This is a genomic window from Donghicola sp. (assembly GCF_025210255.1).
In the GTDB taxonomy this organism is placed as follows: domain Bacteria; phylum Pseudomonadota; class Alphaproteobacteria; order Rhodobacterales; family Rhodobacteraceae; genus Donghicola; species Donghicola eburneus.
This window is the reverse complement of sequence record NZ_JAOARZ010000026.1, coordinates 54,021-77,723: the sequence shown is the minus strand read 5'-3', so window position 1 is coordinate 77,723 and position 23,703 is coordinate 54,021. Positions and strand designations below refer to the sequence as shown.

Sequence of the window (23,703 nt, the reverse complement as noted above, 5' to 3'; positions counted from 1 at the left end):
AGCTTAGTCAGAACCGAACAGATCGCGGCTAAAGACCTTATCCGCAACATCGGCAATATCGTCCGTAATACGGTTCGCCACGATCACGTCTGCCTCGGCCTTAAAGTCATCCAGATCATTGACCACGCGCGAGTGGAAGAATGTATCTTCCTCCAGCACGGGCTCGTAAACAATAACCTCAATCCCCTTAGCCTTCACCCGCTTCATGATGCCCTGAATCGAACTTTGGCGGAAGTTGTCTGATCCAGCCTTCATAACCAATCGGTAAATACCCACGATTTTGGGACCTTTAGCGACGATGCTATCAGATAGGAAATCCTTACGGGTCCGGTTTGCATCCACAATCGCGCGAATGATGTTCTGCGGCACTTCCGAATAATTTGCGAGCAACTGCTTGGTGTCTTTGGGCAGGCAATAGCCGCCATACCCAAAGCTTGGGTTGTTGTAATGGCTGCCGATTCGAGGGTCTAGGCCGACGCCCTCAATGATTTGACGGCTGTCGAGGCCAAGCGCCATCGCATAGCTGTCAAGCTCGTTGAAATACGCAACGCGCATCGCGAGGTAAGTGTTCGCGAAAAGCTTGATCGCTTCAGCTTCGGTCGAGCCGGTGAACAAGACATCGACATCTTTCTTGATCGCGCCCTCGAGCAGAGCGTCCGCGAATTTCTTTGCCCGTTCGCTTTGCTCACCCACAACGATCCGGCTGGGATGTAGGTTATCATACAGCGCCTTGCCCTCGCGCAGGAATTCAGGGCTGAAGATGACCTGATCCGTGCCGAGTTCCGCAGAAAGACGCTCTGTGTACCCCACTGGAATCGTTGATTTAATGATGATTGCGGCTTTGGCATTGACGGCAAGAACGGATTTGATCACTGCCTCGACACTGCTTGTATCGAAGTAATTGTTGACGGGATCGTAGTTGGTCGGCGTCGCCACGATGACGAAATCCGCATCCGCTGCTGCGCCCGACAGGTCTGTGGTCGCCGTGAGATCGAGGTCTTTGTTAGCCAGATATTCTTCGAGCTCTGCGTCGACGATCGGGCTTTTGCGGGCGTTCACATCTGCCACTCGCTGTTCCGAGATATCGACCGCAACGACCGGGTTGTTCTGAGCCAACAGAACAGCGTTCGACAAGCCCACATACCCAATGCCAGCGACAACAAATTTCATCTCTTGTATCCCGTCTTCAAATCTAGACCCGTCTTTCATGTTCACGGGCATCGGGAACGGTCTATCAGCATCGACTACTATTGGAAAAGAGCGGGTTTTCAGAACCCTGCCAGAAAGTACCGGAGAGCCCGGCGCAAGCGCCAAGCCCTCCGGCGAGCGGCTAACTGAAAGGCATAATTCCGCTCCTGCGCATCACAGTGTGCGCGGGCAACTGCCTGTTTCTGATTCTGCGGAGGAATGGCGCCGCCTTGGCAGCAGTGACACGATAACAAAGACCGCGCCGCCAAAGACGCTCGCGATCAGACCGGTGGTGCCGAACGCAATTCCCAAGCACCACAGAAGCAGCGCAGAAGAATACACGGCAATAATTCCAGAAACCAATCCGCCTAACATGGCCAACCTACACAAAAACACCGAAACGGTGTGGAACAATCCCTTGTAGATCGCCTCAATGTTTCGGCGCGTTCAGGGCGAAAATACGGCAAAAATTAGGCCGGAGTACTTTATTCTAATCAGACTTACAAAAAGCCCTGCACCCGACGTTCATGCAAAACCCCCGTGCAAGCGCATCCATCCGAAGCATCAGCACGCGGCCTTTGAAAAAGCCGGATTCATTATGATATTTTAGATAGTTACATTCAAAATACAGCATTTCTGTCGCGTAAACGGAATTTAAAAACTGTCAGTATTTTTGTTGAGTTATGCTGTTGAAAGGTGGAAGCTTTTTTCGACAAGCTGACCTGAGTGAGAAGACAGGCCTTTTTTATGACTGATTTTGAGCGGACGCCTTTGTCCGACGTGATCCTTGTGACTCCCCGTCGATTTGGGGACCACCGCGGATTTTTCTCGGAGAGCTGGAGCTCGCGTGCGTTTGCCGAGCAGGGTCTGGACTACACCTTTGTTCAGGACAATCATTCGCTGTCGTCGCAGGTCGGGACCGTGCGGGGTCTGCATTTCCAAAGCCCGCCCCATGCGCAGGCCAAACTGGTGCGCTGTGGGCGCGGGCGGATCTTTGATGTGGCTGTGGATGTGCGCTCGGGCAGTGCGACCTACGGGCAGTGGTTCGGGGTCGAGCTGAGCTTCGAGAATGGCAAGCAACTCATGATCCCCGCCGGGTTTTTGCACGGGTTCATGACCCTCGAGCCGGACAGCGAGATCATCTACAAATGCACAGATTTCTATGCCCCCGAATGTGACGGTGCCGTGCGCTGGGACAGCTGCGGGATCGACTGGCCAGATGTCGGCATTGACCCTGTCTTGTCCGAGAAAGACGCGGTCGCCGTGCCGCTCTCAGAGTTCAAAACCCCGTTTTAAGACCAAGGAATTCCCATGAAGCTTCTCGTCACAGGCGGTGCAGGATTTATCGGCTCTGCCGTGGTGCGCTTGGCCATGTCCCGTGGCCATCAGGTCGTGAATGTGGACGCGCTGACCTATGCTGCCTGCCTCGATAATGTGGCGATGGTGGCAGACAGCCCCGATTATGCCTTCGAGCAGGTGGATATCCGCGACCGCGCCGCGCTGGATGCGGTGTTTGCCAAGCATACGCCTGATGCGGTGATGCATCTGGCGGCCGAGAGCCATGTGGACCGGTCCATCGACGGCCCGGCGGACTTTATCGAGACGAACGTCACTGGCACCTTCAACATGCTCGAGGCCGCGCGCACCTACTGGACCGCGCAAGGCAAACCCGAAAGCTTCCGCTTCCACCACATCTCGACCGATGAGGTCTTTGGATCGCTCCCCAATGATCTCAGAGTGCAGTTCACCGAAGACACGCCTTACGATCCGCGCAGCCCCTATTCTGCCTCCAAGGCCAGCAGTGATCATCTGGTTCGCGCCTGGCACGAGACCTATGGCCTGCCGGTGGTGTTAACCAACTGCTCGAACAATTACGGCCCCTATCACTTCCCCGAGAAGCTGATCCCCGTCATCATCCTGAATGCGCTGGCGGGTAAACCGCTGCCGATTTATGGCGATGGATCGAACATCCGCGATTGGCTCTATGTCGAGGATCACGCGGACGCGCTGCTGCTGGTCGTGGAAAAGGGCGCGGTGGGCCGCAGCTACAACATCGGCGGCGAGAACGAGCGCACCAATCTGGAGCTGGTCAAAACCCTCTGCGCCATTCTCGATCAGAAGCGCCCCAAAGAGGCGGGCAGCTACGCGGATCAGATCACCTTTGTCACCGACCGCCCGGGCCATGACGCCCGCTATGCGATCGACCCCTCGCGCATATGCGAAGAACTGGGGTGGCGCCCGAGCGTCACCGTCGAAGAGGGTCTGGCGCAAACTGTTGACTGGTATCTGGACAACGAACGCTGGTGGCGCGCACTGCAAGACCGCCATGGGGTAGGCGAGCGTTTGGGGGTCAAGGCATGATCCTCGTCTTCGGCCAATCGGGACAAGTGGCGCGCGAATTGGGGCGGCTGATCCCTGACGCGACGTTTCTGGACCGTGCGGCCTGCGACCTGAGCGCGCCGACCAATTGCATCGACGCGATCCTCTACAATCGCCCCCGCGCGGTGATCAACGCAGCGGCCTACACCGCCGTGGACAAGGCCGAGAGCGAAGAAGAGCTGGCCACGATCATCAACGGCCACGCCCCCGCCGCCATGGCCCGCACCTGTGACGAGCTGCGCATCCCGCTGGTCCACATCTCGACCGACTACGTATTCGACGGCAGCGGCACAGACCCGCGCGGTCCGGACGATGCTACCGCTCCGGCAAACGCTTACGGCCGCAGCAAACTGGTCGGCGAAGAGGGCATCCGCGCCAGTGGCTGCGCCCATGCGATCATGCGCACCTCTTGGGTGTTTTCCTCGCACGGGAACAACTTCGTCAAAACCATGCTGCGCCTATCGGACACGCGGGACATGCTGAACGTGGTCTCGGACCAGATCGGCGGCCCGACGCCCGCCCGCGACATCGCCTATGCCGCCATGGCCATGGCCGAGGCGCTGGTGGTCGACCCCACACGCACCGGAACCTACCACTTCTCCGGCAGCCCTGATGTGTCCTGGGCCGACTTCGCCCGCGAGATTTTCCGTCAGGCGGGCCGGAATGTTACGATCAACGATATTCCAACCTCTAATTTCCCGACCCCTGCCAAACGCCCTCTGAATTCGCGGATGGACTGCGAGAGCCTGCGGAATTTCACCCTGCGCCGCCCCGATTGGAGGGCCGCATTGACCACAGTTTTAGAAGAATTGGACGTCATCGAATGACCCAACGCAAAGGCATTATCCTCGCCGGCGGTTCCGGCACGCGCCTCTATCCGCTGACCCTCGCGGTGTCGAAACAGTTGATGCCGGTCTACGACAAACCGATGATCTATTATCCGCTGTCAGTCCTGATGCTCGCAGGCATTCGCGAAATCTGCATCATCACCACCCCCGCAGACCAATCCCAGTTCCAGCGCCTGCTTGGCGACGGCAGCCAGTGGGGACTGAGCCTCGAATACATCGTGCAACCCTCACCCGACGGACTGGCTCAGGCGTATATTCTCGCCGAGGATTTTCTGGACGGCGCGCCCTCGGCGATGGTCCTCGGGGATAACATCTTCTTTGGCCACGGGCTGCCGGAAGTCTTGCAAAGCGCAGACGCTCAATCAAAGGGTGGCACGGTGTTCGGGTATCACGTCGCCGATCCCGAGCGCTACGGCGTGGTCGACTTCGACGCCGATGGCACTGCCCGTGAAATCATCGAGAAGCCCGAGGTTCCGCCCTCGAACTACGCGGTCACCGGACTCTACTTCCTCGACGGCGAAGCCCCTGCCCGCGCCCGCCGAGTCACACCCTCTGCCCGTGGGGAGTTGGAGATCGTGACGCTGCTTGAAAGCTATCTCAAAGAGGGAATTCTAACGGTCGAAAAGATGGGCCGGGGTTACGCGTGGCTCGATACTGGAACCCATGGCTCTCTGCTTGATGCAGGCAACTTTGTCCGGACCCTATCGGTCCGCCAAGGCATGCAATCCGGCTGCCCCGAAGAAATCGCCTACCTGCAGGGCTGGATCACCGACGACCACATGCGCCAGCACGCCGAAACCTACAAAAAGACCGAATACGGAAAATACCTCCAAGGCCTGATCAAAAACTGAACCCAGCGAAGACGAGAGTTTTGTCCACGGTGGCGAAACGGTCCTGTCAGTCAAACTCAAAGATTCGCACGCGTTCGATTTGAGGCATATCTCATCCATGGCGATCACATGGAGGTAGACCGGATGGACTGCCTTGGTGCTTCTAAGCCACCTTAACCGCGGGGCCTGAGCACAAGGCATCTCTGGAAGCATTCCTTTGGGACCAAAGCAGCGCGGACTTCCGCCGCGCACCTAACTTTGAACCGGATCGCCAATTTCAGCCAGTCTCTGCTTGCATACTCTCGAAGCACCGCGAAATTTTAAAACACGCATAAGCTGTACTAACGGTCAGAAACCAATCCGGCACCTTTGTCGCCTCGAGTTCGAAATCGTCAATAAAATAAAGTAGATTTTTTGCGTCTAGTCTTCATGACTTGCCCTCACAAACCTCTGTATGAGACGATTGTGCAAAAGGTGGGGAGCGAAAGGTAAGAACATGCTCAGAGGAATTCTTCTCTTGTTGGGATTGATGATCCCTCTGACCGCCTTGGCCGAAGCGTTGCCCGAGCGCCGCCTGAACGTCGCGCGAAATGTCGATTACTATGGCGGTGATTTGCAGGCTGTCTTCGATACGGATTTCGACTCCTGCCAAAGGGCCTGTTTGTCCAATCCACAATGTATCGCTTTGACATTTAATACACGCACGGGTTCGTGCTTTCCAAAAACCGGAGTGACCCAAGAGTCTCCCTATGACGGGGCGCTTTCGGCCAAGGTCATTGTTACCCCTGCCGCGACATTAATTGCTGCTGAAACGGCGCGCGCTGATCTAGCCTTTCTGGACGAGACGATGCTGAATCGCGCGACGGAACTCGCGTTGGATATTGGAGTGCGCTACGCGCCTGGCAACTTCACGGTCGAGGATTACACGCGCTCCGCCGCGCAGCGCGAGCAAAATGGAGAGATCGCCGTTGCAATGTCGTTTATCGGTTCCGCGATCGCCCTCACGGACCGCGCGGGCCTTTGGACCGAGTATGCGCGCCTCACGCTCATCGCCGCAGAGAAAGAGCGCAGCCGCGGTGCGAGCTTGCGCAGTGACGCGCTGAGCGCCGCGATCAACGGCTACCTCTATGCGTCAGACGCGGGCACGCGCGCCAGCGCCCTGTATCAAATGGCGCTTGCGCTCGAGGGTATGTATGAAGGTCGCCGCATGATCCCTGCACTGCGACTGGCCCAAGACGCGCAGCCGCGAGAAGAAGCCGCCGATCTACTGGAACATGCGATCAACCGGTACGGATTCCGAATCACGGGCAACACGGTCGAGAGCGACCTGGCCGAACCACGCATCTGTGCCGAATTTTCCGAGCCACTGGTCGAGGGCGGTGTCGATTACGCCAATTTTGTCAGAAGCGCGACGCAGGGCCTTGCCGCCGAAGCGGATGCCAATCGCCTTTGCGTCACAGGCGTGACCCACGGCGCGCGCTACCGGATCACCCTGCGCGAAGGCCTGCCAGCCGCGAGCGGCGAAACACTGCAGCGCGATGTTGATCTGACAATGTACGTACGCGATCGCAGCCCGTCTTTGGCCTTTACCGGTCGTGCCTATGTGCTGCCACGCGGCGCAGATCCAGCCATTCCGATCACAACGGTTAATACCCAGTCTATTGACCTGACACTCTATCACGTGAGCGATCGCAATCTGATGCCCGCCATTCAGGACCGGATTTTCGGGCGCCCGCTGAACGGATACGAAGAACGCCGCCTCTCCAATGGCGTCGGCGCTAAAATTTGGGAGGGCAGCGCAAAGGTTGGGATGGAACTGAACCAGAGCGTCCTCACGCGCCTGCCAATGAAGTCGGCTTTGGCGGGTCAGCCCACGGGTATCTACGCCCTGCAAGCCAGTATCCAAGGCGATCCCGAAGCTGCCGCAACCCAGTGGTTTGTCCTGTCCGACATGGGACTGACAACACTGAGCGGTGTCGACGGCCTGCATGTCTTTACCCGTAGCCTGACCGATGGCACGGCGCGGCGCGGGGTCAGGTTAACGCTCATCTCGCGGTCAAACGCCATTCTTGGCACCGCTCAAACGGACGAGGACGGCTACGCGCGGTTCGCCAGTGGTCTGCTCCGAGGCACGTCAGGCGCCGAACCTGCGCTTGTCATGGCGCGCAGCAATAGCGATATCGCTTTCTTGTCTTTGCTCGATCCAGAGTTCGACCTTTCAGACAGGGGGGTCGCGGGGCGGCCACCTGCGGGCCCAGTTGACCTTTTCCTAGCGACCGATCGTGGTGCTTATCGTGCGGGCGACCGAATTCGCGCGACCGCCCTAGCCCGTGACGAAGAAGCCAAAGTGATCTGGAACCTGCCGCTGACCGCGCTTCTGCGCCGTCCTGACGGGGTCGAATACAGCCGGACTCTGTCAGGGGTAGGTGCAGCGGGCGGGCATGTTTTTGACCTGCCAATAAGTCAAACTGCACCGCGCGGAACATGGGAACTGCAAATTTTTGGCGATCCAGATGCTCCAGCCTTGGCCAGCACCAAGGTTCTGGTCGAGGATTTTCTACCCGAACGCTTCGACTTCGGCCTTAGCCTGCCGCCGCTCTTGCGGGCGGGTGAGATGGCCAATCTGGATGTCGATGCAATGTATCTCTTCGGCGCGCCAGCGAGCGGCTTGCCAATCAGCGGAACGCTTCGTGTGACTGCCCGCGACGGTCTGAAGGACTATCCGGGTTATTTCTTTGGCCGCCATGACGAACCCCTGCCACCCGCCTATGCCGCCCTGCCAAACGGAACGAGCACCGACACCGAGGGAATGGCCTCTTTGCCAATAACGCTCCCGTCGGTTGAGGCCGCAGATCGCCCGTTGAAACTGACGGTCACCGCGCAAATGACCGAAGGGTCAGGCCGACCGGTCGAGCGCGAGATCGTACGCGATCTGGCGCCTGCCACGCCTTTGATCGGCGTGAAGCCCCTCTTTGAAGGCACCCTGTCCGAGGGCAGCGAAGCGGCTTTTGACGTGATCGCGCTCAATCCCAGCGGGCAGCCTATGCCCATGCCGGTCACGTGGACCCTGAACCGGATCGAGACGACGTATCAGTGGTACCAGCTCTATGGTGACTGGAACTGGGAGCCGATCACCACACGCACCCGCATCGCCGCAGGGACAGTCGAACTGGGGCTAGAGCCGGTCGAGATTACAAACCCCGTCACATGGGGCGAATACGAATTGGTGGTCTCTCGAAATGATGGCGCGGGCTATCTCGAGACCTCGGTTGCCTTCGACGCCGGATGGTACGCCGCAGCTGATGCCGCCAGCACGCCCGACACGCTCGAATTGTCCTTGGACGCAGAGCGCTACGCCGCAGGCGATACGGCGAAGCTACGGCTCGTGCCACGTTACGCAGGCACCGCATTGATTACCGTCCTTGGCGAAGGGCTGATCGACATGAAGGCGGTCAAAGTAAAAAAGGGCGAAAATATTGTTTCGTTGCCCGTGACATCTGGCTGGGGGGCGGGGGCCTATGTGACCGCCAGCGTCGTCCGCCCGATGGACTCAGAGCAAAGCTTGATGCCCACTCGCGCGCTAGGGCTGGCCCATGCAGGAGTCGATCCAGAAGATCGCGATCTCGAAGTGTCCCTGAGCGTGCCCGCCACCGCCCGCCCCAGAGCCCCTCTGACCGTTGATTTGCAAGTCGAGAATGCGGGCGACAAGCCGCTTTATGCGACAATCGCTGCGGTTGATGTGGGTATTCTGAACCTGACCCGATACGACGCGCCAAAACCAGAAGCGCATTACTTTGGCCAGCGCCGCCTTGGAGTTGGAATCCGTGATATCTACGGCCGCTTGATCGACAGTCTGAACGGCGCAAGCGGAACGGTCCGTAGCGGCGGCGACGCCGCTGGCGCGATGTCGATGCAAAGCCCACCCCCGACCGAAGATCTTGTGACTTTTTTCACAGGAATTGTCGAATTGGACGAGACGGGCAAAGCGCAGGTGACCTTCGACATCCCTGCATTTGACGGACAACTGCGCTTCATGGCGATTGCGTGGGGGGCCCAAGGCGTGGGCAGCGCCCAAGCCGATGTCACGCTGAGCGATCCCGTGGTCGTCAGTGCGAGCCTGCCGCGCTTCTTGGCCCCGAACGACACCAGCACCATGCTGCTGGAGTTGACCCATACCGAGGGCACATCAGGCGAGATGGCACTAGAGGTCACCGCCCCCGAAGGTATTATGCTGGGGGATTACCCTACGACCATCCTGCTGGACGAAGGAGACAGTAAGTCGATCAGCATCACGCTGAGCGCCTCTGCCGTCGGCGATCCCGACGTCAAGGTTGCATTGACCACGCCGGATGGAGTGCGGCTGGAACGTGTGCTTCGGATGCCCGTGCGTGCGAACGATCCAGAGGTTGCGACCACGCGCCGGTTTGAACTGGCCGCTGGGGACACCTTCACCTTTAGCGATGACGTCTTTGCAGGGCTTCGCAAGGGCACGGGCCGCGCAGTGCTTTCGGCTGGTCCTCTGGCGACCTTTGACGCGCCAGGCCTGCTCGCCACCCTCGACCGCTATCCCTATGGGTGCACTGAACAAATCACCTCTGCCGCGCTGCCACTGCTTTATTTCGATCAAGTGGCGAACGCCCTCGGGATGACCGAGGCCGAGGATTTATCTGCCAAAGTGAACCACGCGATCACCGAGATTCTGACGCGCCAGTCCAGCAATGGTGGCTTTGGCTTGTGGTATGCCGATAGCGGGGATTTCTGGCTGGATGCCTACGTGACCGACTTCCTGACTCGCGCGGATATGGCGGGCCACGACGTGCCACAACGCGCTCTGCGCTCCGCCTTGGATAACCTACGTAATCAGGTGAACTACGCTACCGACTTTGACGAGGGCGGTCAGGATATTGCCTACGCCCTCATGGTGTTGGCCCGCGCAGGGGCCGCGAATATGGGTGATTTGCGCTATTATGCGGACGTGAAGGCCGAGGATTTCGCCACCCCGCTGGCGGCAGCGCAGCTGGGTGCCGCTTTGGCCGCCTACGGCGATCAAACCCGCGCAGACCAGATGTTCCGGCAGTCGGCCCAGATGATTGGCACCGCCGCAGTCACCACCGCCATGCGTAGCGACTATGGCACCACATTGCGGGATACAGCTTCCCTCCTCGCGCTCGCGACCGAGGCGGGCAGCACCGTCATCGACAAAGAGGCGCTGACCATGGCTGTCACCCGCGCCTCGGACCCACGCTCGACCCAAGAGGCGGCTTGGACCTTGCTCGCGGCCCACGCTTTGGTCGATGACCCCGAAACAAATGCGCTTCAGATTGATGGTGCGCCCGTCAGTGGCCCCCTCGTGCAATTATTAGAGGGCGACGAAGAAACCGATCCAGTCGAGATCACGAACACAGGCGCGGACACGCCCCTGACGCTGACCACCTTCGGGGTGCCAGAAGTTCCCTTCCCTGCTGGGGGCTATGGCTACCAAATCACACGGCACATCTTTGATCTGGACGGGAACGAGGTCACAACGGGCAGCTTTGTATCCGGTAATCGTTACGCAGTCGTGTTAGAGGTCACACCAACCGAGCCCCACGAGGCCCGCCTGATTGTCGATGATCCGTTGCCCGCTGGATTCGAGATCGACAATCCCAGCCTGATCCGCAGCGGCGATGTCAGTAGCCTGTCTTGGATCGAGCCAATTGACACACGCATGACACAGTTCCGCAGCGATCGCTTTGTCGCGGCAGTTGACTGGACACGCCCCGAACGATTTAGGCTGGCATATATCGTGCGCGCCGTCACGCCAGGGGGCTATCACGCCCCGGCTGCGAGCGTGCAGGACATGTACCGTCCACGCTATCGCGCAGTCTCTGAAACCGGCCGGATCACTGTCACACCATGAGATATGCGCTGCTGGGATTAGCCGTCGTGCTAACCCTGCTCGCAGGGGTGCGCGACCGCTTTGACCAATGGATTGCAGACACAGTTTTGCCCCCCTTGGCGCAGCAAACCTCTGTAGAGGTACTGGATCACAGCGGGCAATTGCTGCGCGCCTATACCGTGGATGACGGGCGTTGGCGTCTTGAGGCCAGCGTGGCCAGGGTCGACCCAGATTTTCTAAAGATGCTGGTTGCTTACGAGGATGGCCGTTTCTATCAGCACAAGGGGGTCGACCTGTGGGCCATGGCGCGCGCACTCGGCCAAGCCATCTGGCATCGCGACGTGGTCTCTGGTGGCTCTACCCTAACGATGCAGGTCGCGAGGCTCATTGAGAACAGCGGGACAGGCCATTTGCAGGGCAAACTCCGGCAAATGCGTGTGGCGTGGGCCTTGGAACGCAGGATGACGAAGGATGACATCCTAAACCTGTATCTGACCCGCGCGCCTTACGGAGGGAACATCGAAGGGATCGCCGCCGCAACGCGCCTTTATTTCGGGAAACCGCCCAAACGCCTGACTCCATCCGAAGCGGCGTTGCTCGTTGCTCTGCCTCAGTCACCAGAGACGCGGCGCCCCGACCGGAACTACGATGCGGCCTTCGCGGCTCGATCCCGCGTCCTCGACCGGATGCTCGCTGAAGGAAGGCTGCGGCCCGAACAGGTCGCCTCCGCCCGTGCGGCACCTTTGCCGCAGCGGCGGGCGGCGATGCCTATGCTGGCGCCCCATCTCGCGGACCGCGCCGTCTTGGAACGACCGGACGCTGCGATCCACCGTACTACGCTGCGTGCTGACCTGCAGGCGCAACTCCAACAACTCGCCAAAGAGGCTGTCAAAAACCAACATTCTGGTGTGTCCTTGGCAATCATGGTCGCCGATCACCGCACAGGCGCAGTCTTGGGCTCTGTTGGCTCTGCGGGATACCAAGAGGCAATCGGCGGCGCAGCTTATCTGGATATGACGCGGGCGGTTCGATCCCCCGGATCGACGTTGAAGCCCTTGATTTTCGGGCTGTCCTTCGACCAAGGCATCGCCCATCCCGAAACGATGTTTGACGATCGGCCCATGCGCTTCGGCCAGTATGCCCCTCAGAATTTCGACGGGGCTTTCCGTGGGCCTCTGCCACTCCGCAAGGCTCTGCAGCTCTCACTGAACATCCCTGCGGTTGCCCTGACCGAGTCGATTGGCCCCGCCCGCCTGATGTCTGCATTGCGCACTGCGGGGACCGATCCGAAACTTCCGTCAGGGCAGGCTGGACTGGCGATCGCCCTCGGCGGCATCGGCCTGACGCTCGAGGATCTGGTAACCTTGTATGGCGGGCTCGCACGGTTGGGGCGGCCCATGCCCCTCCATTGGCGGCAAGCCGATGTTCCGGCGTCGGCTCACAGGCTGATGGCACCGCGTGCGGCATGGCAGGTGGCAGATATTCTGGCGGATTTGCCCCCGCCCGCCGGAGCGCCGCGCAGAACGCTCGCTTATAAAACAGGGACGAGCTACGGACACAGGGATGCGTGGGCCATCGGCTTTGACGGGGCACTCGTGGTCGGAGTTTGGATGGGACGACCAGACGGTACCCCCGTGCCCGGCGCTTTTGGCGGTGATCTCGCGGCACCATTGCTGTTTTCGGCCTACCAACGCGCAACGAACCGGCCCACGCCTTTGCCCCCTGCACCGCCGGACACGCTGCGACTGTCGGGTGCAGCACTGCCCCCGAACCTGCGCGAATTTGTTCCGCGCAACGGCAGTGTTCTGCCGGATTTCGACGCCCCAAAGCTTGTCTTCCCACCCGAAGGCGCAAAGCTCACCGCTCTTCCCGAAGGGCTCTTTGCCAAACTTCAGGACGGAGCTCCGCCGTTTACGTGGCTCGCTAATGGCGCGCCGGTAGACGTGAATCCGCGTGCACGGCAAATTACAGTGCCTCAAATTGGTGCGGGCTTCAGCAGGCTGACTGTGATCGACGCCAAAGGGCGCAGCGCCAGCACGTCCTTCCAAATCACCGAAAGCCCATAAACCTGAATGCTATCTGCAGGTTAAGCCAGACATTTCCGCGCGATACGCGACGGAAAGTCCAGCTTTGCGCGTTTCATCAAAACAACCTGATTTTTGGCGGTAGCCAGCCATTCCCGCACCCAAAAAGGATCGTTTTTATGAAATCGACACTGATGCGCTATGCCACGCCGTTTATTACCGGCCTCTTCCTTGTTTCCCTGATTTCAGGGGTTGCTCTGTTCTTTCACATCGGGCCGTCCGGCTTTCACGGGATGCATGAATGGCTGAGCATGGTTTTGATCATACCCTTTGTGCTGCACATGTGGAAAAACTGGCGCCCCATGACCGCCTATTTCAAGCGCGCGGCCTTTGGCATCGCGATGGGCGTCTCAATTGTGGCAGCAGCAATCTTTATGGTTCCCGTCGGCGGCGAAGGCGGAGGCGGGCGCCCCGCCGCGTTTACCCTGTCTGCAATGGTGATGAAGGGCTCTGTCGCTGAAGTTGCATCTGTTCTGCACCAAGACTCGGCAGATCTGACCGCCGCATTGGAAAGCGCAGGATACTCCGTAAACTCCGAAGATGAAACTTTGAGCGCAATTGCAGCAGCAGCAGGCAAATCCGAAATGGACATCGCAGCAACGCTCGTGGCGAGCGCACGCTGACATCTCCCAAAAGAAACTGTATATATCACAGCGCCTTAATCTTGATCCAGACGCGTTATACCTTACGAGCCATCGCGTCTGGCCTCGCGCTACAGCTCCGATGTGATCTCATCAAAGCGAGTAAAACGCTGTACTGAACACCTTGTCCCCGAGTTTGAAATTGCAATAGATCGACGCACCACCTAAGGTTGACTGGCTTATTCTTGTCTGCTTCGCGTTTTTCAGGAGCGATTTTATGAAATTTATTAGTGTTCAGGACATGTCGGCTGCGATTTTAGCAAACCGACGCAAACTGCCTGACAAAATTGATCTGGTTGTCGGGATTCCCCGCTCAGGCATGTTGCCTGCGACAATGCTCGCGACACAGCTGAACCTGCCCCTTACCGATCTGGACGGACTCGTGTCAGGCAAAGTTTTTGGCTATGGCGCGACCAAAGACGCGCCAGACGTGGACAAAGCCATGTCAGAGCAGCGGACGGTGCTGGTGATTGACGATACTGTTGGCTCGGGCCGCGCTTTCAAAAAGGCGCGGGTCGCGCTAGAAGGGGTCTCTGGCAATATCGTCTTCTGCTCGGTCTACTCGCAGGTCGCTAAACACCCCGATGTGGATGTGGTTTTGGAAACCAATTCACTGTCTCCGGTGTGCCAGTGGAACATGATGCACCACGCCGTGCTTCAGAACGCCTGCGTCGACATTGACGGCGTGCTCTGCTGCAACCCCGAGGCGCACGAGGACGATGATGGTAAAGCCTATCGCAAGTTCTTGCAGACCGCTGAGAAGCTACATGCTACCTCCGGCGAGATTGCGTGGCTGGTGACAAGCCGCCACGAAAAATACCGCGCAGAAACCGAGGCGTGGATGCGTGACAACGGTGTGCGTTACGGCAAGCTGATCATGACCCAGACCGACGAAGAGAAAGCGAACTCGCCTGCGTTCAAGGCACGAATCTACGTCGAAACCGGCGCTGACCTCTTCATCGAAAGCGAGGCGTACGACGCAGCCGAGATTCAGAAAATCTCCCAGCGTCCTGTCTTGTGCGTGGCAACGCAAAGCATGATCCACGACGGCAGCCCGATCCGGATGCGCAGCGCAAACGGCTCCAAAGGATCGGCAGCGCTTCTGGCCAAAGTCAAACTTCAGGCGCGCCGCATGGCAGGCGACAAGTTTTACTATGCGATGAAAACGCTCGCCGGTCGCGGCTAAAGAACTCGATTTCCGGCCAATCCGTACTTGGGTTGGCCGAATCTCGTGCCATTTCCCCCAAGCTTGGTCCATGAACACAGTTCACGATCCCGCGGGTTCGGGGATTCTGTGCATTAACGCCCCTTGCAACTGATTGCGCCAGCGTTCGTTCTGCCGCATTCTGTTCAAACCCACTAACATCCCGCTAGAATTTAGGCTAGGACGCCGCAAACCCGCAGCACCAGAGGCCCCGATGTCTGTTTCCATGCTCTCGACCTTTGTCAAACCGATGCACCCCGAGGGGCGCAAATTCGTGGCGATTGCCGTCGCGATCACGGTGATCCTTTTTCTGATCTGGGAGCCGCTTGGCTGGATCGGCGTCGGTCTGACCGTTTGGGTCTACTACTTTTTCCGCGATCCGGTGCGCGTCACCCCATCGCAGCCTGGCCTGATGATTTCGCCCGCGGACGGGATCATTTCGCTGCTAGAACCCGCTGTGCCGCCCGCTGAATTGGGTTTGGGCGACCAGCCGATGACCCGCATTTCGGTCTTTATGTCGGTGTTCAACTGCCACGTGAACCGTCTGCCCGCAGCAGGAACCTTGGAAAAGGTCGCGTACCGTCCCGGCAAGTTTCTGAACGCTTCGCTCGACAAAGCGTCCGAGGACAACGAACGGAACGGCCTGACAGTCGCACTCGAAGACGGTCGCCGCTACGGTGTCGTGCAGATCGCGGGCCTCGTGGCGCGCCGCATCCTGTGCTGGTCCAAAGAGGGGCAGACGCTGGCGACCGGCGAGCGTTTTGGCCTGATCCGCTTTGGATCGCGTCTGGACATCTACCTGCCCGACGGCGTCGAGCCCAAGGTGCAAATCGGCCAGACTATGATCGCCGGTGAGACCGTTCTCGCGGATTTGAACGCAAAGTCCTGATCCCATGACAGATCACAGCCCACGCCCCCCGGTTCAGTCCGAAAAAGTCCCCTTCCTGCTGCTGCTGCCGAACATGGTCACGCTGGCAGGGATGGCCTTTGGCTTGACCTCGATCCGGTTTTCTATGGACGAAAACTACATCGGGGCTGTGGGCCTGATCTTGCTCGCGTCCTTGATGGACGGGCTGGATGGCCTGCTGGCGCGGCGCTTGAATGCGACGTCCAAGATGGGCGCCGAGTTGGATTCTCTCTCTGACTTCCTGTGTTTTGGCGTTGCGCCCGGTGTCCTGCTGTATCAATCCATCTTGAACCAGCTTGGCACGATAGGCTGGGTTTTCGTTCTGATCTTTGCAGCCGCGACCTGCCTGCGATTGGCCCGTTTTAATGTGATGAAGGGGCAGGCGCTGGACGACGAAAAGACCAGCACCCACTTCATCGGGGTCCCCGCACCCGGCGGTGCGTACTTGGCTCTGCTGCCCCTCTTCCTCTGGCTTGGCGAAGTCGTCGACACCAACGCGGTGCCTATCCTTGTGGCGCTTTGGACAGCGTTTTCGGCGCTGCTGATGATCTCGACACTCAAGACCCTGTCACCCAAGGGGCTCCGCGTCCCGCGGCCGTTGATCGTTCTGTTCATGTTCGCGGTCGTGGTCGGGATTGGTGTATTGTTCACCCGACCCTTCTTGCTGCTGATCGCAGTGGATACGGCCTATGTCGTCATCCTGATCAAATGTGTGATCGACGCCAGAGGCCGCTTCTTTAGCTAAACGGTCAGAAGAAGATGTATTTGCGGGCATTCTTGCAGTCCGCAATCAAGGTCATCTTTTCTTGAGCCGGAAACTCTGTTCCAAAGAACTCGACATCGTCGTATTTGGGGTCGAACTCAAGCCGCACGCGATTGCGTTCTTTGGTCTTCAGGATCGCGACACCCCCGTAGAACTTGGCAAAGGCATCAGTGTCCTGGTCGCGCACGATCATCACGGAGTCGCGGAATTCACAGCGATTGTCTAACGTGATCTCTGCAGAAATCTCGCGCCGTTCAAAATGTAGAAGATCCCCGATCTCGTACCGGAAATTATAGGCCGTTAGGCCAGCAATCGTCGCACCAAATACCCAAACAACAACCTTGCCAGCATCCATTCGCCTGTTCCGCCGTCATGTCAGTCGCGCCAAAATCACTGGCGCAGGGGTCTCTTCATCTTTGACGGAACGGCGACCAAGGTCAATCGGGGGCGCTGTAACGCGTCCCCCTAGCGCTTAGGCAGAGCGTTCTAGGATATCTAGATAATCGCGCTGGGTTGCATTGCGCGGGTTCGTGGCGTGACAGTGATCCTTGAGCGCATCCTGAGAGACTTTTTCCATCATCGCCGGAGTCACGCCCATTTCAGATAGTCCCGACGGCATGCCGAGCCGCTGGTTCAGCGCTGCGCACTGTTCAGCGGGATCGCCGCCCATCCGTTTTGTCAGTTCGTACCACTTGTCCCCGATGGCGGGGCGATTAAAGCGCAAGACTTCTGGCATCAGAACTGCGTTTAGCGTGCCGTGGTGCAGGTTCAGTTCGCGGATGGCGCCGAGCGGGTGGGTCAGAGCATGCACCGCCCCGAGCCCCTTTTGAAAGGCCATTGCCCCCTCCAGCGCACAAACCATCATGTCACGGCGCGCCTCACGGTCCAGCCCGTTGGTGGTCGCCGCCTCGATCGAGCGCAAACCGCAGTCCAGACCATGCAGGGCAATCGCCTCGGCCGGAGGGTTGAAGGCAGGTGCCATATACGTCTCGAGGCAGTGCGAAATCGCGTCCATGCCCGTCGCGGCCGTCAACATCGGCGGCAGCCCGTAGGTCAGCTCTGGATCGCACAGCGCGATGGAAGGCAGATTGTACGGCGACAAAATCCCCAATTTCCGGCCATCTGCAGTAATAATCACAGCTCCTCGCCCCACTTCGGAGCCTGTGCCCGCGGTTGTGGGCACGGCGATCAGCGGTCGGATTTTACCGTGAATACGGGTGACGCCACCATTGATCGCTGCGTATTGCCCCAAAGGCGGCGGATGGCCTGTCAGGATACGAACGCCCTTGGCCAAGTCCAAAGAGGACCCGCCGCCAATTCCAACGATCCCGTCACATCCATTGGTTCGGTACACGTCCCAAGCATCCAACACGGCCTCTTCGGTTGGGTTGGCGGGCGTACCATCATAGACCGCGTGGTGCTTCAGCTCTGCAGTGGCGCGCGCGATCAAGCCGGTGGCCACCAGCCCCTTGTCCGTGCAGATGAGCGGCTTGGTCACCCCCAGCTCGTTCAAGAGCGAGGGCAGTTTCGCAAGAGCGCCCTCGCCGAATTCGATGCGTGTCAGGTAAGAAATAACTCCGGCCACAGACTCTTGGTCTTTTCCGATCGTGGCTTGAATATTCATTAAAAATCCTCCAATCCCAAAATTGGCTACAAGGGGCCCCTCCTCGTTGAAACCCTTTGCATCCTTTGGCTATGAGATTGGTCTGCGGGCGATCATCCGTCAACGAAAGATGGCGTCATCTGCCCGTATTTATTGCCTTTCAGACACTGTCTTTGTTTCATACAGAAACAAAAAGCCAGCATGTGTAATGCTGGCTTTCGTGGTCAGATATGGGGCCAACCTTAGAACGTCTTGGTCAGCGTCAGCTTCAGATTGCGACCGGGGGCAGACCGCGTCGCGAGGTAAGGCGTGTAGTCCAGATCCCCCGCATTTTCGAGCCCGACACGCACTTCGAAGCCCTCCATTACGCCGCTTTGCGGGCGGTAGGTAGCGCGCAGATTGTGAACGACGCTTTGGTCGGTGGTCACGTCGTTAAATTCGCGCTCAGCGTTTGCGACCACTTCCCAGCTTAGGTCGAACTCCTGCCCCCAACGCTTGCCAACAGCGACGCTGAGCGTGTTTGCGGGCGTGTATTGCCAATCATTCTCGGCACCGTCAGTGGTGTCACGGCCAAAGCTCCACGTGCTGTTCACGTCAGTGTAGAACCCACTGTCCGTGCTGTAAGAGCCCTCCAACTCGTAGCCCTGCAGAGCGATGTTGGTGACGCCCGAGTAGCTGGTCAGATCCCACACCTCGGTCCGATAGTGGGTCAGCTTGATCGCCGCACTATCCCCACCAGAAAACAGGCTGCTCCGCTCATAAGCCGCACCGAGTTCAAAGGTGTGCGCCTTTTCGCTGCGCCCCATGTAATCGGCATTGGTCAGATCATCAAGGATCGGCAGGTTCTCGGAATAGGCCGCGCTGCCAAACACCGACATCCCATTGTCAAAGGCATACCGCGCAGACAGCCCGCCCATCAGCGCCTCGTTTGCGTAGTCGCCGTAATCGCTGCGGATCGCCTGTTTTTCATAGCGGATCGCGGGCGTCAGGGTCAGGCCGCCCCACTGTATGTCATCGACCACAAAGAACGCATCGCGCAGATCCTTACCCCCCGGCGCAGAAGAGGCATCCAGACGGTCTTTCTGGATGTGCTCGTAGCCGTAGCGCAGATCGTGGCTCAGCACGCCAGTCTGGAACAGCGACTGGTTCTTCACCGTAGTTTTGGCGGTGACGTAGTGCTGGTCTGCATTCACCAGCGGCTGCAAGTTCGGCCACACGAAGGGGTTCGCCTCGAGCACTGAACTGCCCGACACGTAGCTGGACTCAATCTGCTGTTCGGCCCGCGAATGCTCAACCGTCAGGTTTAGCCAGTCGTTGCCCGGCGCATCATAGGTGTAGCGCAGGGTGCGGGTTTCCGAAAACACGCTGCGGTCCACATTGCCGAAGTTGTCTGTTGCACTGGCAAAGCTGTTGTAGGGCACGTCTGTCTCTTCGGACGTGGTTTCCGCCATCGAGAACATCAGGGCGTGGGCGCGATCCTGACCAAAGCGATAGCGCGCTTTGACCGCCCAAGAAGGCAATTCGTAGCCGTCGTCGCTAACATTGTCGCCGTTCCCATCCTTCTGCGCCTCTTGGCTGCGGTAGGTGTAGTTCCCCAGCAGTTCCAGATCTTCGGTCGGCTGCCACGCCAGAATGCTGGAGCTGGCAAACTGTCCGCCATTCGAGCCGAACTGCAGGGTCTGACGCAGTTTGAAGCCCGGCTCGCCACCGGTGAAGTCCGATGCGTCCTTGGTCTCTAGACGCACCAAACCACCAATGGCGCCCGAACCGTACTCAAAGGTTCCCGCCATGCCGCGCACAACCGTCACCTCTTTGTACAGCGATGGATCAGTGTAGAGCTGTGTACCGATGCGGTAGAGTTCTTCGGACCCGACATTCGCGCCGTCCACCTGAATCAGAACTTTTTGGTCACTGCCATAGGTGCCGTTCGCGCCAAATCCACGAATATTGATGCCCGACCCTTGGGGGCTAGAGCCGTTGACCAGAGTCACGCCCGGCACAGTATCCACCAGTTCAGCGATCGTGCCGGCCTGCCGGTCCTCGACCTCTTCTTCGGTCACAACGGTTTCGGAAATGGCGGTGTCGGTTTGCACCTCGCGTTTGGATTTGGCCAGAACGACAGGGTCCAGAGTGATGTCTTGAGCCAAGGCGCCAGTCGAAAAACACATCGCGCAGCTGGCCAGCAATGCCACACGCACAGAGAGAAAAGTCCGCATAGAGCAGTCCCCTTTGATCAGAAGGTTACAGCGCTGGCGCGGGGCTGGCAGTGAAAGATATCATGGATGTGATCCGCATCATTTGCGGATCAGACTTGCGCCGGATATTTTTTCTTACTATTATTGTCAACTATTGATTTACCCCGCATCGCCCGTGTTTCCTCATGCACAGCGGCGAAGCTAGGCACCTACTCCAATCTACCGTTCTACGGGGTGCCTTCTCATGCCTAAAGACATTCACCTGACCGCCGCAGACATCCGATCCCTGCGCACGGAAAACCCGAACCAGCGTATCCGCGACTTCGCCACAACCCATGGACTGTCAGAGGCCGCTGTGCTCGACGCCCATATCGGCGAGGGTGTAACGCCAATCACCGCCGATCTGACAGCCGCGCTCGCCCAAGTGCCGCGTTTCGGACAGGTCATGGCTTTGACCCGCAATGAGCATGTCGTCAGCGAAGTGCACGGCGAGTATGGCGAATACCGCGCCGGAGAACGCGCCGGCATGATCCTGAACCGCCCGATCGACATGCGCTATTTCCCCCGCCATTTTGTGCGCGGTTTTGCGGTCGAGCGTCACACCGACGATGGGCCGCGTCATTCGCTGCAATTCTTTGATGCGGCGGGCGATGCAATGCACAAGGTCCATCTGACCGCCGCCTCGGACGCCGAGCCATGGGCCGACGTTGTCGAACAGCTGCGTGTTGCGGCCCCCGTGGGGGATTTTGAGCCGCGTCGCGCGATCGAGCCAGCCAAAGAAAACCACGACAAAGCCGACCGTCTGCGCGAGCAATGGGCGGCCATGACTGACACCCATCAGGTTCTGGGCCTCGTGGACCGGCTAAAGATGAACCGCCTTGGGGCATATCGTATCGCGGGTGCGCCCTTTGTCCGGCAATTGGACGCCGGTGCAGTACTGACCGCGCTAGAACAAAGTGCCGTCCATGAAGTGCCAGTGATGACCTTTGTCGGAAACCACGGCTGCATCCAGATCCACACAGGCACCCCGCAAACCACCAAGGTCATGGGCCCGTGGTTCAACATCCTTGATCCCGGCTTTAACCTGCACCTCAAGACCGACCCCATCGCCGAGGTGTACGCCGTCGAAAAGCCCACCCGTCGCGGCACTGCCCTGTCGGTCGAGGCTTTTGATGCCATGGGGGGGCTGATCCTGCAGATTTTCGGGGTCCGAACCCGTGATGAGGATTTCTACGCGGGCTGGAACCACATGGTCCGTGACCTGCCCACCGCGGCGGAGGGTCTGTGATGCGTTGGCTTGCCCTCATTGCCCTACTGCCAACCACTCTGGCGGCCGAAGAATCCCCGCGCGTCTTGTCTCTTGGTGGGGCGGTAACCGAAATCGTTTATGCCTTGGGCGCAGGTGATCTGCTGGTTGGACGGGATCAAACCTCGACCCATCCCGCGCAGGCCGAGGCATTGCCTAACGTTGGATACGTCCGCCGCTTGGCCCCCGAAGGCATCCTTTCCGTTGATCCCACCCTCATTCTGGCCGAAACCGGCGCGGGTCCAGCGGAAACAGTTGATCTGATGACTGGCGCAGGTGTCCCGTGGGTGACGGTTCCCAGCGGCTACGACGCAGCAGCGATTCCTGCCAAGGTCCACGTGATCGCAGAAGCCTTGGGGCTAGAGGATCAGGGCGATGCGCTTGCGGACCGTATCGAGACACAACTGGCCGCAGCCCAAGCGGATGCCGCAAATCATGATGTATCCGTCATGTTCGTGATGTCCCTGCAAGGAAGCCGTGTGATGGCAGCGGGCCGCGAAACCGCAGCCGACGGCATCATCACCCTCGCCGGTGCGCAAAACGCGATTACGGCGTTTGACGGCTACAAGCAGCTCACCGACGAGGCCGTCCTGACCGCCGCCCCAGACGTGATCCTGATGATGGCCCGCGCTGGGGAGCACGCGATCAACGACGCTGCGATCCAGTCGCACCCAGCTCTGGGTGCGACTCCAGCGGCGCAGAATGGGGCGATCATCCGCATGGACGGCGTATACTTGCTGGGGTTCGGCCCGCGCACCCCCGACGCCATCCGTGATCTGTCGCGTCAACTGCCACACTCGGTCAAAGAGGCCGGCTGATGGTTGCTGTCCCTGACAATATCGCCCCACGCCGCGCCATCGCGGTTCGCGTGCGCAGTGTGCTGTGGGTCGCACTACTGGCCTGCTGCGTCCTAAGCCTGACAACGGGCGCGACAGGCGTCACCTTGTGGGACGCACTCGTCGCAGCTGTCACCCCCGCAGAGCTGCCCTTGGCGGCCAAGGTGGTTCTATGGGACATCCGCCTGCCGCGTATGCTGATGGCGATTGTCGTCGGGGCTGCGCTCGCTGTCTCCGGCGCAGTGATGCAGGGTCTGTTCCGCAACCCTCTTGCCGACCCTGGAATTGTCGGGGTCAGCGCAGGTGCAGGGACGGGCGCTGTCTTCGCGATCGTGCTGGGGTCGGCTCTGCCTTTTGGGCTTGCGAGCGCGCTCGGCCCTTGGCTCGTCCCGCTTGCTGCCGCACTCGGAGCATGGGGGACCATCATGGTGCTGTACGCGATCGCGACGCGGCGTGGGGTGACGACCATCGCCACACTGCTGTTGGCGGGGATCGCGATTTCCGCCCTCGCCGGAGCGCTCTCTGGCGTGCTGATTTATGCTGCCGACGACACCCAACTGCGCGACCTGACCTTCTGGGGCCTCGGATCGCTGGCCGGTGCCACATGGACCAAGCTGATGGCTGCCGCGCCCCTGATGATCGCGGGTCTTCTCTGCGCGCGGCCTTTGGCGCGCGGGCTGAACGGCCTCGCTCTGGGAGAGGCAGCCGCCTATCACATCGGCTTGCCCGTCCAACGTCTGAAGCGTGTGGCGATCCTATCGACCGCCGCTGCCACCGGAGCTGCCGTGGCGGTGAGCGGCGGGATCGGCTTCGTCGGGATCGTCGTGCCCCATCTGCTGCGCCTGATTTCAGGCCCCGACCACGAAGAGCTGTTGCCCAATGCCGCGCTTCTGGGGGCGAGCCTGCTTTTGTTGGCGGACTTGATCAGCCGCGTGATCGTGGCCCCAGCAGAGCTGCCCATCGGCATCGTTACCGCAACTTTGGGCGGGCCCTTCTTCCTCTGGCTGCTGCTGCGCGGCCGCGCCCTGATGGGGGGATAAG

17 protein-coding genes are annotated in these 23,703 nt (G+C 59.4%); 13 read left to right on the top strand and 4 right to left on the bottom strand.

All coding sequences use genetic code 11. The features are described 5' to 3' along the window. Positions 1-3 precede the first annotated feature (3 nt). Entirely contained in the window at positions 4-1,170 is a 1,167-nt protein-coding gene (locus tag N4A58_RS12575; protein ID WP_293710089.1) for a nucleotide sugar dehydrogenase, read from the bottom strand. A 765-nt stretch (positions 1,171-1,935) separates the two neighbouring features. Between N4A58_RS12575 and rfbC the strand changes: the two genes are divergently transcribed. From rfbC to pssA, 10 genes are all read left to right on the top strand, one after another. Next, the gene (gene rfbC, locus N4A58_RS12570; protein WP_293710087.1) at positions 1,936-2,484 is read left to right on the top strand and encodes a dTDP-4-dehydrorhamnose 3,5-epimerase; all 549 of its coding nucleotides are present in this window, start codon (positions 1,936-1,938) and stop codon (positions 2,482-2,484) included. Between the two features lie 15 nt (positions 2,485-2,499). Beyond that, positions 2,500-3,549 (top strand): dTDP-glucose 4,6-dehydratase, encoded by a 1,050-nt coding sequence (gene rfbB / locus N4A58_RS12565; protein WP_293710085.1) that lies wholly within the window; start codon positions 2,500-2,502, stop codon positions 3,547-3,549. Beyond that, the gene (gene rfbD, locus N4A58_RS12560) at positions 3,546-4,394 is read left to right on the top strand and encodes a dTDP-4-dehydrorhamnose reductase (protein WP_293710083.1); all 849 of its coding nucleotides are present in this window, start codon (positions 3,546-3,548) and stop codon (positions 4,392-4,394) included. Before rfbB ends, rfbD begins: the two co-directional genes overlap by 4 nt. Continuing rightward, positions 4,391-5,266: a glucose-1-phosphate thymidylyltransferase RfbA gene (gene rfbA, locus N4A58_RS12555; protein ID WP_293710081.1), complete on the top strand. Its 876-nt coding sequence runs from the start codon at positions 4,391-4,393 to the stop codon at positions 5,264-5,266. Before rfbD ends, rfbA begins: the two co-directional genes overlap by 4 nt. Positions 5,267-5,741: 475 nt before the next feature. Continuing rightward, positions 5,742-11,144, top strand: coding sequence for an alpha-2-macroglobulin family protein (locus N4A58_RS12550; protein WP_293710079.1), 5,403 nt, complete (start codon positions 5,742-5,744; stop codon positions 11,142-11,144). Beyond that, complete coding sequence (pbpC, locus tag N4A58_RS12545; RefSeq protein ID WP_293710077.1) at positions 11,141-13,189, top strand: penicillin-binding protein 1C; 2,049 nt, start codon at positions 11,141-11,143, stop codon at positions 13,187-13,189. The genes N4A58_RS12550 and pbpC overlap by 4 nt, the downstream gene beginning before the upstream one ends. Before the next feature lie 137 nt (positions 13,190-13,326). Further along, positions 13,327-13,830, top strand: coding sequence for a DUF4405 domain-containing protein (locus N4A58_RS12540; protein ID WP_092464556.1), 504 nt, complete (start codon positions 13,327-13,329; stop codon positions 13,828-13,830). A gap of 235 nt (positions 13,831-14,065) precedes the next feature. After that, a complete protein-coding gene (locus N4A58_RS12535) occupies positions 14,066-15,034 on the top strand; it encodes a phosphoribosyltransferase (RefSeq protein ID WP_293710074.1) in 969 nt (322 codons plus the stop codon). A 232-nt stretch (positions 15,035-15,266) separates the two neighbouring features. Then, positions 15,267-15,941 (top strand): phosphatidylserine decarboxylase, encoded by a 675-nt coding sequence (locus tag N4A58_RS12530; protein ID WP_293710072.1) that lies wholly within the window; start codon positions 15,267-15,269, stop codon positions 15,939-15,941. Positions 15,942-15,945: 4 nt separating this feature from the next. Further along, positions 15,946-16,704 (top strand): CDP-diacylglycerol--serine O-phosphatidyltransferase, encoded by a 759-nt coding sequence (pssA, locus tag N4A58_RS12525; RefSeq protein ID WP_072702648.1) that lies wholly within the window; start codon positions 15,946-15,948, stop codon positions 16,702-16,704. 4 nt (positions 16,705-16,708) lie between these two features. Here the strand turns inward: pssA and N4A58_RS12520 are convergent, their stop codons facing one another. The 3 genes from N4A58_RS12520 to N4A58_RS12510 form a co-directional block, all read right to left on the bottom strand. Then, positions 16,709-17,077, bottom strand: coding sequence for a hypothetical protein (locus tag N4A58_RS12520; RefSeq protein ID WP_293710070.1), 369 nt, complete (start codon positions 17,075-17,077; stop codon positions 16,709-16,711). 117 nt (positions 17,078-17,194) lie between these two features. Beyond that, positions 17,195-18,346, bottom strand: a complete 1,152-nt coding sequence (locus tag N4A58_RS12515) for an iron-containing alcohol dehydrogenase (protein WP_293710068.1) — start codon at positions 18,344-18,346, stop codon at positions 17,195-17,197. A 221-nt stretch (positions 18,347-18,567) separates the two neighbouring features. Then, a complete protein-coding gene (locus N4A58_RS12510) occupies positions 18,568-20,541 on the bottom strand; it encodes a TonB-dependent receptor plug domain-containing protein (RefSeq protein ID WP_293710066.1) in 1,974 nt (657 codons plus the stop codon). Positions 20,542-20,764: 223 nt separating this feature from the next. On the opposite strand from N4A58_RS12510, the gene N4A58_RS12505 reads away from it, so the two are divergent. The 3 genes from N4A58_RS12505 to N4A58_RS12495 are packed head-to-tail and all read left to right on the top strand — an operon-like array spanning position 20,765 to position 23,702. Continuing rightward, a complete protein-coding gene (locus N4A58_RS12505; RefSeq protein ID WP_293710064.1) occupies positions 20,765-21,808 on the top strand; it encodes a ChuX/HutX family heme-like substrate-binding protein in 1,044 nt (347 codons plus the stop codon). Continuing rightward, positions 21,808-22,644 carry a hemin ABC transporter substrate-binding protein gene (locus N4A58_RS12500; protein WP_293710062.1) on the top strand — a complete coding sequence of 279 codons (837 nt, stop codon included), beginning with the start codon at positions 21,808-21,810 and terminating at the stop codon, positions 22,642-22,644. Before N4A58_RS12505 ends, N4A58_RS12500 begins: the two co-directional genes overlap by 1 nt. Next, positions 22,644-23,702 (top strand): iron ABC transporter permease, encoded by a 1,059-nt coding sequence (locus tag N4A58_RS12495; protein ID WP_072702634.1) that lies wholly within the window; start codon positions 22,644-22,646, stop codon positions 23,700-23,702. Before N4A58_RS12500 ends, N4A58_RS12495 begins: the two co-directional genes overlap by 1 nt. Position 23,703: the final 1 nt, after the last annotated feature.